The 16,590-nt window shown below is 61.9% G+C and carries 9 protein-coding genes; 2 read left to right on the top strand and 7 right to left on the bottom strand.

What is annotated here, in order from left to right; genetic code table 11:
• Window positions 1-14: 14 nt before the first annotated feature.
• On the bottom strand, window positions 15-866 hold the full coding sequence (folP, locus tag ASD02_RS16070; RefSeq protein ID WP_025427190.1) for a dihydropteroate synthase: 852 nt from the start codon (window positions 864-866) through the stop codon (window positions 15-17).
• Window positions 867-971: 105 nt separating this feature from the next.
• Here folP and ASD02_RS16065 point away from each other — a divergent pair, with 105 nt between their 5' ends.
• Window positions 972-1,601: a DUF922 domain-containing protein gene (locus ASD02_RS16065; RefSeq protein WP_025427191.1), complete on the top strand. Its 630-nt coding sequence runs from the start codon at window positions 972-974 to the stop codon at window positions 1,599-1,601.
• A gap of 463 nt (window positions 1,602-2,064) precedes the next feature.
• Here the strand turns inward: ASD02_RS16065 and ASD02_RS16060 are convergent, their stop codons facing one another.
• Together ASD02_RS16060 and ASD02_RS16055 are read right to left on the bottom strand one after the other, a co-directional pair.
• Window positions 2,065-2,385, bottom strand: coding sequence for a 2Fe-2S iron-sulfur cluster-binding protein (locus tag ASD02_RS16060; protein WP_025427192.1), 321 nt, complete (start codon window positions 2,383-2,385; stop codon window positions 2,065-2,067).
• Between the two features lie 181 nt (window positions 2,386-2,566).
• On the bottom strand, window positions 2,567-2,935 hold the full coding sequence (locus tag ASD02_RS16055; RefSeq protein ID WP_025427193.1) for an Hpt domain-containing protein: 369 nt from the start codon (window positions 2,933-2,935) through the stop codon (window positions 2,567-2,569).
• A gap of 607 nt (window positions 2,936-3,542) precedes the next feature.
• Between ASD02_RS16055 and ASD02_RS16050 the strand changes: the two genes are divergently transcribed.
• Window positions 3,543-10,271 (top strand): kinesin, encoded by a 6,729-nt coding sequence (locus ASD02_RS16050; RefSeq protein ID WP_057220820.1) that lies wholly within the window; start codon window positions 3,543-3,545, stop codon window positions 10,269-10,271.
• Window positions 10,272-11,544: 1,273 nt separating this feature from the next.
• Here ASD02_RS16050 and ASD02_RS16040 read toward each other — a convergent pair.
• From ASD02_RS16040 to ASD02_RS16025, 4 genes are all read right to left on the bottom strand, one after another.
• Entirely contained in the window at window positions 11,545-12,414 is an 870-nt protein-coding gene (locus ASD02_RS16040) for a cytochrome c1 (protein ID WP_025427195.1), read from the bottom strand.
• A 32-nt stretch (window positions 12,415-12,446) separates the two neighbouring features.
• Entirely contained in the window at window positions 12,447-13,727 is a 1,281-nt protein-coding gene (locus tag ASD02_RS16035) for a cytochrome b/b6 (protein ID WP_025427196.1), read from the bottom strand.
• A gap of 14 nt (window positions 13,728-13,741) precedes the next feature.
• Window positions 13,742-14,320, bottom strand: a complete 579-nt coding sequence (gene petA / locus ASD02_RS16030; RefSeq protein ID WP_025427197.1) for a ubiquinol-cytochrome c reductase iron-sulfur subunit — start codon at window positions 14,318-14,320, stop codon at window positions 13,742-13,744.
• Window positions 14,321-14,685: 365 nt separating this feature from the next.
• Window positions 14,686-16,551 carry an ABC transporter ATP-binding protein gene (locus tag ASD02_RS16025; protein WP_038576142.1) on the bottom strand — a complete coding sequence of 622 codons (1,866 nt, stop codon included), beginning with the start codon at window positions 16,549-16,551 and terminating at the stop codon, window positions 14,686-14,688.
• Window positions 16,552-16,590: the final 39 nt, after the last annotated feature.

Here is a 16,590-nt window from a genome sequence, read left to right as displayed (position 1 = left end):
GGTTTTCCGTCCCGTCAGCTCTTCTTTGCACCCAGCATAGCATCCGCCACCATCAGCGCATCCCTGCTGTTTGCGACATCATGTACGCGGAAAATGGCCGCACCCGCCATGCGTAGCAGGGCCGTGGTCGCCGCGGTGGCGGCATCGCGGTCCGCCGGCTCTCGTTCGGTGACAGCACCAAGGAACCGCTTGCGTGACGTGCCGACCAGAAAAGGCAGCTCGAAACGGTGCAATTCGGTAAACCGCGCCATCAGTTCGAGGTTCTCTTCCGTGTCCTTGGCAAAGCCGAAGCCCGGATCAAGCACGATCCGTTCGCGTTCGATGCCGGCTTCTGCCGCGATCTGCAGCGAGCGGTCTAGGAAATGGAACTGGTCGTCCACCACATCGGCAAGCTTCTGGCGATCGCGGCCTGTGTGCATGATGCAGAGCCCGGCGCCCGTCTGCGCAGCAACCCGCGCGATATCCGGTTCGCGCTGAAGGCCGTGCACGTCGTTGATGATGTGGGCGCCAGCGTCGACGGCAAGCCGTGCGGTCTCTGCCCTATAGGTATCGACTGAAATGAGCGCATCGGTGTCGCGCGCCAATGCCGCGATGACCGGAAAGATCCGGTTCTGTTCCTCTTTGGCACTCACGGGCGCTGCGTCCGGTCTGGTCGATTCACCGCCAACATCGAGGATCAGGGCGCCGTCGTCGATGCAGCGCTTGCCCTGGACAACGGCTGCTGCCGTATCCGTGAAACGACCGCCATCGGAGAAAGAGTCGGGGGTAACATTGATGATCGCCATCAAAACGCCACGCGGCCCCAGTTCGAGACTACGGCCATGCGCCAGCTTCCAATGAAAATTTTGAAATGGATTGTAAGTCATTTCCCCTCACGATGCGCCGCAGACAACCATTTCGATTTGCTGTTGCACCCACGCTGGCTATGCCCCAAGCTTGATTGAAGTTCAACTAAAGAGAACTACGCATTGATGTCTCGAGTACGCGTTCCGTTCAAAGCCGCCCTTCTTGCCCTTCTGGTTGCCATGCCCTTGGGCTCTGCGTCCGGCGAAACGGTGATAAACAAGAGCTTTTCCTATTTCTCGATCGGCGGCCGCACGGCGGCGGACCTCGACAAAGCTCTGTCCAAAGCCGGGCCGATGATGAAATCGACGGGCGCGCGCCATCCGGGCGCGACGCGGATCAAGTTTGGCGGCACGATCACCTACGTCAATCGCGGCGGACGCTGCGCGGTCGGCGTCGCCCGCGTCACGCTCAGCACGCGCATCATCCTGCCGCGCTGGAAATATCGCAAGCAGGCCAGCCGCGACCTCGCTCTGGTCTGGGATACGTTGTCGAGCGATATCAAGCGGCACGAGGAACGCCACGCCGAGATCGCCCGCAACCACGCCCGCGAGATGGAGAAGATGTTTCTGGCCCTGAGGCCGCAGGCGGACTGCGAACAGATGCAAGAAAGCGTCACACGCGCCAGTACCGAAGCGATCGCCGCTCACGACAAGGACCAGGCCCGGTTCGACCGGACGGAGGCGGCCAATTTCGACAAGCGCATAATCCGATTGCTGCAATACCGGCTGGATGCGCTGAAGAAAACGCAGCGCTAGACAGGTCGCTGTTCAACGGTCACGACCGACATAAGCATAGCCGGAATATACTTTGAGGCGACCTGTTCAACGAGTGCGCACCCACAGTATTTTATTGGTGAAATCTAGCGATAGCTACAGCTGAGCGACTCGCTTATATTCAGAATATGGAACGTGGGGGCGAATTGAAATCCAACCCTCCGTTGTCGAAAGGAATTTGGCGGACCATCATGGTCTTGCACGACGTATAAATATTGCCGTTACTTGAGTTCAGCAGTGTCGTTTCGTTTCTTTAAGCGCAAAGCTCGACGACGCAGCAAATACAGGTTCTCCTGGCGTGTCTTCATGCAGCAGATGTTCCCTCCCTCATCTGCGTGCGATGCGCCCTCCTAGCCTCGCTCGTCACACGACCAGCGAGGCGCTTTTTTGGCAAACATGACATCAATAGATCGATAGACTGAAGATGGGCGCCAACGGCCAGCGATCAGGCCTGGCGTTCGGGCACGTGCACGACGAGCCCGTCCAGCGCATCGCTGACCTTGATCTGACAGGAAAGCCGCGAGGTCGGACGGACATCATAGGCGAAATCCAGCATGTCCTCTTCCATCGCTTCCGGAGCGCCGACGACAGCCGTCCAGGCATCGTCGACATAGACATGACAGGTGGCACAGGCACAGGCCCCGCCACACTCCGCTTCGACACCCGGAACCGAATTGCGAACGGCGTTCTCCATGACGGTCGAGCCGTTCTCGACATCGAGTTCGTGGCGCGTGCCATCAAAGGCAACGATCGTAAGTTTTGTCATGTCACTTTCCGGAATAAGCTGATGGGACTGGCCGATTGCGCAAAGCCGCGCGGGGCGGCGGGCGCGAATTCAGGGAAAGTTCTTCCAACAATTCGGCCATCCAGTCAACAACAGCCGGCAGTTGCATCGCGGACGCGGCGTTTCAGCGCGGGCCGCGATGCACCTTTGTGGCTCGCTGCAATCAGCGGCAGAGCTTCAGGATAAACAGTTCAGCCTCAAGCACGCTCTCTGCAAGAACGTCGGGCAAAGCCGCATCGGTCGGACGCTGTTCGATCGCGCCGGCCGCAGCAGCGACGTCGACGGCGCCGACAGCGAGTGCGGCCCCCTTCAACTGATGGGCCGCCTGGGCACGTCCATTCACGTCGCCATCGGTGATTTCCTTCATCACCTTGCGTGCCTGACGGGCGAACAATTGCAGCACTTCGATTTCGAGCGCCTTGTCTCCCATTGTCTGCGCGGCAAGGTGGGCAAAATCGATGGGCTTCTTGCCGGAAAGAGAAGAGCTACCCGGAGTGTCGGGAGCTTCGAAGGCAATTCTGAGGGCCGCCATGAGCCAATTTCCCTATTGTTTGTATGCTGTTGGTCTTTATCCGACGCCGTCCCGCGACATTCGCGGTCCAATTGCCATGGGCGGCACGGACACCGTGACCGACGACGCCTGTTCACCAAGCTTCGTCGCCGGACGATCGCTACGGTTTGCGAGCTACCATCCTCCACGGGCGGGCGCTGCTATCGGCTTAAAACGGGGCGCAATATAGGCAGGAATCTGGGAAAATGGTTAACGCTCGTTAAACCTCCTGATTTCCTTGCCTTTTCCGACCTAAACCCCTTTGCCACATTAAGAATTCATTAGGATTTTAATGAAGCTGGAGTGCTCTTAATTGTAACAACCGGGCTAATGTGTCACTACGATACGGTTAGGAACGGGCTTGCGTACGAAAATGGCAACCGTTCCGGTGGATAAGCTGTGCGAGTGGTGCCCTCGAGGGTCAATTCCGACTATCCATCGAGGAAATGCAGTGGTGTTCAGTAGGGTATTGCGTAGATGTGATGCGCGTATCTTGCCGTCACCGCCCCGGTGAAGTCAGTGCCTGGCCGCAATCGCGGATCAAATGGACACGCTTCATCGCAGGCAAAAGGTAATGAGGCGTATCCCTATGGCGACGAAGAAGAGCAACGAGTCAATTGATGAAAAGGCCTTCCAGGCTCTGGAAGCGGCCCTTAAGATCGATTTTGACGAGCTTAAGTCGAGCCCTAACGACAAGACTTCCTTGGATAATCCGGAGGAAAATGTGTCTGACTCCACTAATCAGGCTGCTCAGCCCGATCACAGCCGAAATGCCAAGCCTCAGCAGGAAGCCCCCCGCGCCGCGCGAGCAAATGACGCCGCACGCGGGCTCGCTCCTGAACCTGCGCCAAAGTCGCCTCCCCTTTCTCCGGCAAACGACGATGGGCGCCGCTCTCCGGCTGCCATGTTGCGCGCCCTCGACGTTCGCTCGAACCGCGCCGCCATCCGTGTCGCAGCCCTCGTTTCGGTGATCTGGGCCGTGGCCGGCATCGGTGTCGCCAACCTGCTCTATGGCCCACAGATCTGGCAGATCCGCTCGCTGAGCGATCTCGCTGCCACCCCGGGTGCCGTCGGCGTCGCCATTGGCATCGCGCTGCCGATCATGCTCTTCTTCTCCTTCGCCATCATGATCGCCCGCGCGCAGGAACTGCGCAACGCCGCGCGCTCCATGGCCGAAGTGGCATTGCGCCTGGCCGAACCGGAAACTGCGGCCGCCGACCGGGTCATGACCGTCGGTCAGGCCGTTCGCCGCGAAGTCTCGGCGATGAACGAAGGCATCGAGCGCACGATTGCGCGCGCCACCGAACTCGAAACGCTGGTTCACTCCGAGGTGAATGCGCTCGAGCGCAGCTACAGCGAAAACGAACTGCGCGTGCGTACGCTGGTTCAGGAGCTGGGCCTTGAGCGCGAAGCCATCATCGGCCACTCCGAGCGCATCCGCTCGACCATCGCCGGTGCGCATGGCAAGCTGAAGGACGATCTCGACCAGGCCGGCGAAGACATCGCCTCGCGCATCGCCATCTCCGGCGAGGCTTTTGCCTCGCTGATCGACACGCGGGCAGCGGCACTCAGCGAAAAGTCCGACACGGCGCTGCAGAACATCAGCACCATGCTGTCGAACCGCACGGACTCGCTCCTTTCCGGCCTGACGGCAGCCGGCCTCGGCCTCAGCAGCGAATTCGACACCCGCCTCGACCAGCTGAGCGATACGCTGACAAAGCGCGGCGAGCAGCTGCTCGGCCAGTTCGAGACCCGCGCCTCCTCGCTCGATGCTAACACTGAAAAGCTGAATGCCGCGCTGAACGAGCGCGCCCGCCAGCTCAATGAAACGCTGATTGCCCGCACCCGCGACCTCAACGAAAGCCTGAGCGTCGGCCAGCAGGCAATTGCCGGCGGCCTCGAAGACGTGCTCGCGACGCTCAACGCCACCCTCGACGAAAAGGGTGCGCATTTCCGCCAGAGCCTGCGCTCCAGCGCCGACGATGCCATCATGGATCTCGATCTGCGCGGCGGATTCTTCGAAGAAAAGCTGCAGACGACAGTCGGCCACCTTGCCACCGCCTTCGACGAACGCTTCCACGAGTTCGCATCGGCCTTCGACAAGCGCGCCAGCTTGCTCGACACCAAGCTGATGGAAAGCCTGCACCGCATCAACGAGACCGTCAGTGGCGGTTCGGATGCCATCGGTGGCGCGCTCGACAGCAGCATCGAGAAGATCGGCTCGGCGCTTTCGGATCAGTCGCTCACACTCGCGACAGCACTCGGCGCCACCCACGACTTCATCGAGGAGACGATCGGCAGCCGCACGTCCGATCTCAGCAACCTGATCGGCGGAGCCCATAGCCGCATCGACAGCGTTCTTTCCGAAAAGACCAGCAGCCTGATGGGCGCCTTGTCCGAGGCTCAGGATCGCATCGAGAACGGCTTTGGCCAGCGCGCAGATGCGCTTGCAAATGCACTGACATCAAGCGAACAGCGCCTGACCGAGGGCCTCGACACCCGCACGGCACAGTTCGTCGATGGCCTGCACGCGGCCCATGCCCGCATCGAGCAGACGCTGACCGGCTCGACCGACGAGATCACCAGCGCCATCGCGGCAAGCCAGCACCGCCTCGACAACACCCTGTCCGAGCGCACCCTTGCCCTTTCGACCGTGCTTTCGACCGGAACGGACGCGATCGAAGGTGCCGTCGGCGAAACGGCCGACCGGCTGGAGCGTGTTCTTTCGGAACGCAGCCAGGCGATTGCAGAAACCCTTTCGACCCAGACATCGGCACTCGACGGCGTTCTCGCCGATCGCTCCGCCCACATCACCTCGACGATGACGGCCCGCGCCAACGAAATGGCAGATTCCCTGAGCCGTCATGCCGAAGACGTCGCCGACAACCTCACCTTCCGCGCCACGGCCGTTGCCGAGACGATGACCGACCGTGTCGGTGAAATCGAACAGAAGCTTTCGGACAGCGTATCCCTCGTTGCCGAAAACCTCGGTGGCCGCGTCAGCCAGATCTCCGACACTCTTACCAACACCAGCGCTCGCATTGCCGAAGACCTCAGCGGCCGCGTGGGCAAGATCTCGGACGTCCTGACGGCCACCAGCGCCCAGATCGCCGAGGCGCTGACCGCGCGCACCACCGAGGCGACAGCCTCGCTCGCCGGCAAGGCGACGGAAATCGAACAGACGCTGACCGGCCGCGCCGAGCACCTGCGCGAAACACTCTCCTCGACCCACGAGCAGATTCGAGCCACGCTCGACGACCGGATCAACGCAATCAACCTCGCCGTCGACCAGGGCCGCGACCAGCTGGAAGGCATGTTGTCCGACCAGTCCGTGTCGATCGCCACCAGCCTTGCCACCAGCGCCAGCATGCTCGAAATGTCGCTCGAAGAGCGCCAAGCGGCACTTGCCGGCATCATCGACCGCAGCGGCGAAACGCTGGAAGCCCGCATGCGCTCGACGACCGGCAACATTGCCGAGCGCCTGGCGGAAACGGCCGGCCAGATCAGCCTCGCCGCCGACACGCTGACCAACCGCGTCGACATGTCGATCAACGGCCTCAACGACCGCCTTGACGACACCGGTCTGCGCATCGAGACAAGCCTTGGCGCGCTTGAAGAGCGCATGCGCGACAGTGCCGAAAATGTCGGTTCGATTGCCGATGCGGCGGGTGTTCGTGTCGAGACCCGTCTTGGCTCGCTCGAAGACCGTATGCGCGGCAGCGTCGATAATGTCAGCACGATCGTCGATGACACGGCCGCCCGCATCGAGACCCGTCTGGGTTCGCTCGAGGGGCGGATGCACGGGAGCGTCGATAAGGTCAGCGTCATCGTCGATGAAACCAGCAGCCTCATCGAATCTCGCCTCGGAACTTTGGAAGACCGCATCCGCGGCAGCGTCGGCAATGTCAACGCAATCGTCGACGACACCGGTATCCGCATCGAGGCCAGCATTGGCACCCTGGAGGATCGTATCCGCGACAGCGTCGGAAGCGTCAATGCCATCGTCGACGATACCGGCGCCAAGATCGAGACAAGTCTCGGTTCTCTGGAAAGCCGTATTCGAGGCAGTGTCGGCAGCGTCAATGCCTTGGTCGATGACACCGGTCTGCGCCTGGAAACGAGCCTCGGCTCGCTGGAGGATCGCGTCCGCGACAGCGTCGACAGTGTCAACGCTATCGTTGACAACGCCGGCCAGCGCATCGCCGACAGCCTCGGTGAGCGTTCCGGCGAGATCGACCGCGTCAGCGAGGAAGCCACAAGCCGCATCTCCAGCGCCATCAATGCCGGTACGGACCGCATTGAAGAGCGCCTCGGCACCATGGACCGCGCCCTCAACATCGGCCTCGAAAACGTCAACCGCACGATCGAAGGCAAGGCTGCGGTGCTTGTCACCAGCCTGCGCGGCGCCGTCAGCGAAGCGACGCAGGAGATCGACGCGGAGGCCGGCCGGATCGAAGGCAAGACCGCGGACCTCATCAGCAACCTTCGCGGCGCAGTCGGCGATGTGGTCCAGGAACTCGACACCGAAGCCGCCCGCATCGGAGGCAAGGCTGCCGGTCTCGTCACCAGCCTTCGCGGTGCAGTCGGCGATGTTGCCCAGGAACTCGACACCGAAGCCGCCCGCATCGAAGGCAAGGCTGCCGGTCTCGTCACCAGCCTTCGCGGTGCAGTCGGCGATGTTGCCCAGGAACTTGACACTGAAGCCGCCCGCATCGAGGGCAAGGCTGCCGGTCTCGTCACCAGCCTTCGCGGCGCAGTCGGCGATGTTGCCCAGGAACTCGACACCGAAGCCGCCCGCATCGAGGGCAAGGCTGCCGGTCTCGTCACCAGCCTTCGCAGCGCGGTTAGCGAAGCAGCGCAGGACCTCGACGCGGAAGCGGCCCGTTCCGCCGGCCTTCTTTCCAAGGCTGGTCAGGACTTCGCCAATGTGCTGGCGGCCCGCAACGCCGACTTCGCAAATGCCATTGAGCAGACCGCCTCGACAACGGCCGCACGCCATGCCGAACTCGCCCGCTCGGTCGCCGATGCCTCTGACACCGCCACTGCACGCCTTGCCGCCACGCATGGCCAGGTTGCCAGCCACGCCCAGAACATCCAGCAGGGCTTGGCAGATGCCGAAAAGGCACTGGAAGCCCGTGGTGAGGCGATCCGCAGCACGCTCGACGATCGGACCCGCGAACTCAACTCGATGCTCGCCGGCCGCTCTATGGAACTGTCGCGCATCATCGACGAGCAGGCACGCCCGGTCATCGATCAATATGCCGCAACCGGCCGTGAGGCTGCCGAGCGCATCGCCAGCCTGACGAAGGACAGCACCGATCGCCTGCGCGCGGAAAATGCCGCATTGGTCAATGCCATTACCGAACGCACCGGCGAGACGCTCAACGCCATCTCGCTGCGCGCCGAGGAAACGGCAAAGGCGATGAAGATGGTCGAGAACCGTCTGCAGTCGACGGCCCTCGGCCTGATCGACCAGCTCGCCGCCAACAACACGGCGATCGCAACTGTCATCGACCAGGCAAGCGACAATCTCGGCGACATGGACCAGCGGCTGGAGGCTACGGCCACCCGATTCTCCGAAACCACGCGCCAGGCTTCCGACATGCTGTCGACCTCTACGCGCCTCATCGAAGGCAAGGTCGACAAGCTCTCGGACATCTCGGCCTCTACCCTGTCGCAGATCGGCGGCATCGTCGGCCGCTTCGAGGATCACTCCAAGGTGCTCGGCCAGGCCTCGGACCTGTTGGGCGCCGCCCAGTCGAACCTCGTCAGCACACTCGAGGAACGCCAGGATGCCTTGCGCACCCTGTCGGTCGGCCTCGTCCAGCGCTCGGAAGAAATCGAACGCACCATGCGTGCACTCGAAGGCTTCGTCGATGGTGCCTTCCAGCGTGCCGAAGAGCGCTCAGGTCTGGTTGCTGGTAATCTGCGTAGCGGCATCCAGCAATCCTTCTCGGATGTCGGCCGCCTGCTGTCGAGCACCGAACAGCGTGCAGCCGAAGCCGCCGAATCCATGCGCAATGCGCTGGCCCAGGCCGGCGACGAGGCTGGTGCCTCGGTCGAGGCAGTCTTCTCCCGCGCCGAAGAACGGTCGCGCCAGATTGCCGATACGCTGCGCTCCGGCGTCGAGACCTCGTTCGCCGACGTCAACAAGACGCTCTCGGCGGTCGAGGGCCGCGCGCTCGGCGCCTCCGAGGCGCTCCGCCAGGCGATCGCCAAGGTGGGCGAAGATGCGGGTTCCTCAATCGAGGGTGCATTCGCAACCGCCGAGGAACGCTCCAAGGAAGTGGCGTCCCGCCTGCGCGGCAGCGTCGCGTCGTCTGTCTCCGACGTCGAGCGCATGCTTAGCGAAAGTGGCAAGAAGTCCGACGGCGTCGCAATCCAGCTGCGCGACGCCGTTCGCGTGGCGATCGACGACGCCATCGGCCGCTTCAGCGGTGCGACCGACGATATCCGCCGCTCGGCCGGCGAGATCCGCAAGGAACTCGATATGACCCGCGAAGAGCTGAAGCGCAGCGCCTTCGACCTGCCCGAGGAAGCCAAGGAAAACGCCGCCGTCATGCGTCGTGCCGTGGCCGAGCAGATCAAGGCCCTGCAGGAGCTGTCGGAAATCATCGGCAAGTCCTCGACGCAGCTCGAAGTCGCCCAGCCGCTGCGCCAGCAGCCGGTTGCTGCCGCTGCTGTGGCTGCAGCGCCTGTCGCCCGTCCGGTCCAGCAGCCGGTCGCAGAGCCGCGTCGCCAGGATCCGGCGCCTGCCCTGCGCGGCAGCCTCGGCATCGAACAGGCGACCGTCCAGCAGCCTGCCCCGGCCCAGCCGGAAACGCAGGCCGTCACCAGCGAAGTCGCAGAAGGCGGTGGCTGGATGCGAGACCTGCTGCGTGCCGCGTCGCGGGAAGAAGCGCCGGCAGCCGCACCGCAGCGCCCGGCAGAAAGCCAGCCGGTTGCCCGCAGCGGCGATAACCGCAACCCGCGCCACGTGGTGGAATCGCTGAACTCGCTTTCGGTCGATATCGCCCGGGCCATCGACCACGACGCATCGGTCGACCTGTGGCGCCGCTACCAGCGCGGCGAGCGCGACGTCTTCACCCGCCGGCTCTATACGCTGAAGGGCCAGCAGACCTTCGACGAGATCAAGCGCAAGTACGACCGCGAGCCGGAATTCCGCACCGCCGTCGATCGCTACATCGCCGACTTCGAAAAGCTGCTCGCCGATGTCGCACGCAACGATCCGGACAAGCGCATCACCCAGACCTACCTTACATCCGACACGGGCAAGGTCTACACGATGCTCGCCCACGCCGCCGGCCGCTTCAACTAAGAGGCAGCCCGACCGGCAAGATTTGACGGCCCCATCGCAAGGTGGGGCCGTTTTCACATGTGTCGTCCACAGCGGAAGCGCGCAACAGGTTCGCGTCCGCATCGAGGGCTTCGAGATGTTCTGCATCGACCCAGTGTGACCCACGGCGCGATGACGGTCGTTGTGTGCCTTACCCAGATACCGCATTGTATCCGGATACCACACTGTCGAACCCAAAATCCCTGCCGCATCATCACCGCCGATCTTCCCCAACCACCCGGTGCCGTCGGGCGCCGAGGATCGACATTGAAAAGTGGCGCGTCGGTGCCAGCACAGTGCCGTTGGCGGCGGCACAGTGCCCTAAGTTCAAGGATGCGCGGCATCGCCAATGTTACGGCGCAAGCACGCCCCAGGAGCGGAAGCCGCTTCACTAGTCCCATTTGAATGGCAGAGTTACTCCACGCGCGTTGCGCGCCAACGTGGGCAGCTTACCGGCGGCTACCTACGGCAAACTGCCGTACTACATCACCGCCGATGCTGCCGAGGTGGCGGAGTACCAAGCACCCAACGGATGACCCTTTCATAGCGTCGGCTGGCCGACGCCATTGTCCACAAGAGTATCCCGCAGCCAATCTTGGCGGTGTGGGCCGGAGTGCAGGAGAACGGCGTTTGCCGCACCGTCGACCACAATCGAGAAAGGCGCGGTTCGAGCTTGGAAAAGCCCGGGCATGTTCGTCGCATGATCAGCAAACGCTGACCAGAAGACAGCAGACATGCCTAGCATTCTAAAATTCTGCCCAGGCCCAGGCGGACGCCCTGCCAGGTTCCGCAGTGGTATGTATCCACACCTTAACTATCTCCTGCGGAAGCTGCCGCGAGCATCTCATGCATCTGGCATTAGCCCGACGCGACAGATGTCGCGGTTCACTCCTCATGACGAGAACGACCTGGCGGCCACCACCATAGTAGCTACGCGGCATTGCGTTGCATCAGCGCGTTTGAGTGCATTCCGGCGGCAGCCGGCACATACCCCCAAAGGCGCTTATTTCGGGAAGTAGCAGCGATCCGACCCACTGGTCCGACGCAACCAATCGCGCCACGGTTCGACAACACGAGACAAGGCTCGGATACCCCATCACCGCATTGACACCAGGTTGCTCTTTCCCGTCCAGGCAGAGCCACCTCATGCGCATTTCGCACCGTCGAACGAAAACAACACCGCGCAAAACAAAAGGCCCCGGACAAACCGGGGCCTTTCTAAGGTTTCGATCAAGCTGGCGAAGCCAGTCTGCGATCAATGTTCCTTGTTGGCGTAAACCGACTTCTTGGTCAGGTAGACGAGACCGGTGAAGATCAGCAGGAACACCATGACCATGAAGCCGGTGCGCTTGCGGTCTTCCAGGTGCGGCTCGGCTGCCCACATCAGGAAGGCCGAAACGTCCTTGGCATACTGGTCCACCGTCTGCGGCGTGCCATCCTCGTAGGTAACCTGATCGTTGGAGATCGGCTGGGCCATCGCCAGCGCAGAAGCGTTGGCGAAGTAAGGGTTGTAGTGCGTGCCTTCGGCGACCTGAACGCCTTCCGGCGGCTCATGGTAACCGGTCAGCAGCGCGTGGATATAATCCGGGCCACCTTCCTGGTAAGGCCAGAACATATCGAAGACGAACTGCGGGAAGCCGCGTTCGATGCCGCGCGCCTTGGCGATCAGCGAGAAGTCCGGCGGTGCAGCCCCGTTGTTGGAAGCAGCAGCTGCTTCCTTGTTCGGGTACGGCGACGGGAAGTGATCCGCAGGCACGGCCTTGCGGGTGTACATTTCGCCGTCAGCGTTCGGGCCGTCCTGAACTTCGTAGTTCGCGGCGAAGGCCTTCACCTGTGCGTCGGAATAGCCGAGGCCTTCGAGCGTACGGAATGCCACCAGATTCATCGAGTGGCAGGCCGAACAGACTTCGGTGTAGATCTTCAGGCCACGCTGCAGCTGACCCTTGTCGTAGTTGCCGAACGGGCCGGCAAACGACCAGTCCTGCTGCTCAGGCTTGTGGATCGGATAGTGGGGCGTGCCGCCGCCATGCTCCGCGCCACCTGCCGCCTCTTCAGCGACAGCAGCTCCGAGACCGAGGCCAGCGACGACAGCAAGTGACAGAATGCCTGTTACAAGCTTTTTCATTGTTGTGGGTTCCTTATCAATCGCTGTTCTGATCAGGCACGTGCGGTGGCCGGCTGTGCCTTCGCATTCTTCTTCTCAAGCACCGCCTCGGTGATGGAATTCGGAATGCGCTTCGGCGTTTCGATCAGGCCGAGGACCGGCATGATGACGAGGAAGAAACCGAAGTAGTACAGAGTGCCGATCTGCGACATGACAACGTACAGGCCTTCCGCAGGGCGCGAACCCAGCCAGCCGAGCAGGATGGCGTTGACCACGAAGATCCAGAAGAACAGCTTGTACCAGGGACGGTAGACAGCCGAACGCACCTTCGAGGTATCCAGCCATGGCAGGAAGAACAGGATGATGATCGAGCCGAACATCACCAGAACGCCACCGAGCTTGGAGTCGATCGGGCCGACATTGAAGGTGATGGCGCGCAGCATCGCGTAGAACGGCAAGTAGTACCATTCAGGAACGATGTGGGCAGGCGTCTTCAGAGCGTCAGCCGGAATGTAGTTGTCCGGATGGCCGAGGAAGTTTGGCTGGTAGAATACGAACCATGCATAGACCAGCAGGAACACGGAGACGCCGAGTGCGTCCTTCAAGGTCGCGTAGGGCGTGAAGGGAACGGTATCGGTCTTCGACTTCACTTCGACGCCGGTCGGGTTGGTCTGGCCGGTGACGTGCAGGGCCCAGACGTGAAGCACGACAACGCCGGCGATCATGAAGGGCAGCAGGTAGTGCAGCGAGAAGAAGCGGTTCAGGGTCGGCTGGTCAACGGCAAAGCCGCCAAGCAGGAACTGCTGGATCCACTCACCCACCAAGGGGAAGGCCGAGAAGAAGCCGGTGATAACGGTCGCGCCCCAGAAGGACATCTGACCCCAGGGCAGAACGTAGCCCATGAAGCCGGCAGCCATCATCAGGAGGTAGATGACCACGCCGAGGATCCAGAGGATTTCGCGCGGTGCCTTGTACGAGCCGTAATAGAGGCCACGGGCGATGTGTAGGTAGACGGCGATGAAGAAGAATGATGCGCCGTTGGCGTGCATGTAGCGCAGCAGCCAACCGTGGTTGACGTCGCGCATGATCTTTTCGACCGAGTTGAACGCAACGGTCGTGTCGGAGGCATAGTGCATGGCCAGCACAATACCGGTCAGGATCTGCACGATCAGCATCACGGAAAGCATGGCGCCAAAGGTATATGCGTAGTTCAGGTTCCGGGGAACCGGATAGCTGATGAAGCTGTCGTGAATCATACGCGGCAGCGGAAGACGGGAATCAACCCATTTCTCAATGCCAGTCGTTGGCGTGTAGGTTGAATGTTCAGCACTCATTATCAGTAGTCCCCTCAACCGATCTTGATAACTGTGTCGGAAACGAACGAGAAGGTCGGCACGGCGAGGTTCTCCGGCGCCGGACCTTTACGGATTCGGCCGGCCGTATCGTAGTGGGAACCATGGCAGGGACAGAACCAGCCACCGAAATCACCGGCCTGACCAAGCGGCACGCAGCCGAGATGGGTACAGGAGCCGATCATCACGATCCAGTTTTCCTTGCCTTCGCCGGCGGAGCGATCGAGATCGTTCGCCTCGGCGTCGGTCGGAAGGTTGGCGTTGCGCGCAACCGGATCCTTGAGGTCGGCAAGAGCGACCGCCTTGGCCTCTTCCACTTCCTTCTCAGTGCGGTTGCGGATGAAGATCGGCTTGCCGCGCCATTTGGCCGTCAGCGACATGCCGGCCTGCAGGCTCGACACATCGACCTCGATCGAGGCGAGAGCAAGCGTCGAAGCATCCGGACGCATCTGGTCGATGAATGGCCAAGCGACCGCGCCGGCGCCGACGACGCCCGCCATGCCGGTGGCCAGGTAAAGGAAATCGCGGCGAGTGGGCTCGCCCGAGGTCTCGCTTGAAATGTCGTGTTCGCTCACGGCTAAACCATCCTCTCACGCAATGTTGCGGAAACCGCATCCGCCCAGCGAGATCCCTGCCCTTGCGGTTTCACCTAGGTCAAGGAAGCACGCCCAATCAATGTGCTGACACCTTAGCCGGTTTGCTGTTGCAAACACGTTATCGGGCGTCAGAATCCGAAAAGTGCTGCGCGCACACGGCTCGCAGATTCCCCGTCAATCCGGCGCGTTCTATGCTTGATCGCAAATTATGTCCAGCCTTGACAAGGGTGGGTGGGCAGATTGTCGCGGGGAAAAGCGCGGCCAATTGGCACAAGGACTTGACGGTCGTCATTGCAGTTGGCCGGCGGCCGTTCGAAGGGTGGAGAAAAGGCGACGAGGCCGCCCTACTCTGCCGCTTCTTCGCGTGCCAGAAAGCCGCCGGATTGCCGCGACCAGAGGTCAGCGTAAAGACCGCCCCGAGCGATCAGTTCGGCGTGGGTTCCGTCCTCGACGATCCGGCCCTTATCCATGACGACGAGCCGATCGAGAGCGGCGATCGTCGACAATCGGTGTGCGATAGCAAGCACCGTTTTTCCTTGCATCAGCCGGTCGAGATTGGACTGGATTGCCGCCTCGACTTCGGAATCGAGCGCCGACGTCGCCTCGTCGAGAACGAGGATCGGCGCATCCTTGAGCATGACGCGGGCAATCGCGATACGCTGCCTCTGCCCGCCAGAAAGCTTGACGCCGCGTTCACCGACATGGGCATCGAAACTCCTGCGGCCGCGCTGGTCCTGGAGATCGAGAATGAACTCGTAGGCCTCGGCCCTCTCGGCTGCGATGATCAATTGCTTGTCGGTTGCATCCGGGTGGCCGAAAAGGATGTTGTCCCGGATGGAGCGGTGCAGCAGCGAGGTGTCCTGGCTGACCATGCCGACCTGTGCGCGCAGCGATTCCTGCTTCACCGTCGAAATGTCCTGCCCATCGATCAGGATGCGCCCGCCCTCGAGGTCGTAGAAGCGCAACAGCAGGTTAACGAGCGTTGACTTACCGGCGCCCGAACGGCCGACGATCCCGACCTTTTCGCCTGGACGGATCACGAGCGAGAAGTCGTCGATGACGCCGGCACTCTTGCCGTAATGGAACTTCACATGCTCGAAACGGATTTCCGGCTCGCTGACCGACAACTCCTTGGCATCCGGTTTGTCCACAAGACCGATCGCCTGGGAGACGAGCTCGGCCGAATTCTGGATCGTGCCGATGTTGCGCATGATCGAGTTGAACTGCGTCATCATCCGGCCGAGCAGCATGTTGAGTCGCAGCACCAGCGCCAGCGTGAAGGCAACCGCACCCGAACTGATCGCACCGCCAAGCCAGAGGTGGATGGCATAGACGGCGATGGCCGCGATCATCATGCCCGAAAGCAGCGCAAGCGAGGCACGCACGGCCGTCAGTAGCCGCGTGAAGGGGATCACCGCCCGCTGGAAGCGATCGAAGCCGGCGCGGATATAGCGGTCGTTCTCGTCGTCGCGACCGAACAGTTTCAATGTCTGGATGTTCGAATAGGCATCAACCATCCGCCCGTTCAGCATCGAGGCCATTTCAGCCGTATCGCGCGCGTGCTTGCGGATGCGCGGAACGAAGTAGCGCGCCAGCGCCAGGAAGAGGACGATCCAGAACGCGACCATTGCCGCCAGCCGCCAGTCGAGCTGGGCGATGAGCGCCATGGTCGAGGCGGTATAGATGACGATGAACCAGACGACCTGCAGCAGCGAGACGATCAGATCGCTGGTCGCCTGCGCGCCGGACCAGACTTTCGTCACGATCCGGCCGGAAAAATCGTTCTGGAAGAAGGAAAGCGATTGCCGAGCGACGTGGGTGTAGGTTTGCCAGCGCACGAGATTGAGGAAGCCGGTGATGATCGACTGCTCCTCGACGAGCGCTGCCAGCGACACCGCGACGAAGCGGAACACCAGCACCGTCAGCAACATGAACAGAAGCTCTGGCCCGTTGGCGGAAATTAGCCCGCTCCAGCCCGCTTCGGGCTTCACAGTGTCGAGCAGATCGACCAGCCGTCCGACGAAGTAGAAGAGCCCCGCCTCCAGCATGGCGACAAGGCCCCCGAGGATGGCCATCGCCAGAAACGGCCCTTTGGCCTGGCGGGCGTAGAACCAGGCAAAACCCCACAGCGATTTCGGCGGCTGCAATCGCTCGCGCGGCGCAAACGGCTTGATCCAGTTCTCAAAGATGCTGACGATGGCGCTGAGCATGTTTCCGATATAGGCGGTTCGGCGGCAACAGCAATCGGT

This window comes from Ensifer sp. Root1252, from assembly GCF_001425885.1.
GTDB classification, from domain to species: domain Bacteria; phylum Pseudomonadota; class Alphaproteobacteria; order Rhizobiales; family Rhizobiaceae; genus Ensifer; species Ensifer canadensis.
Note: the sequence above shows the minus strand (reverse complement) of the source record. Positions and strands in the feature narration are given on the sequence as shown.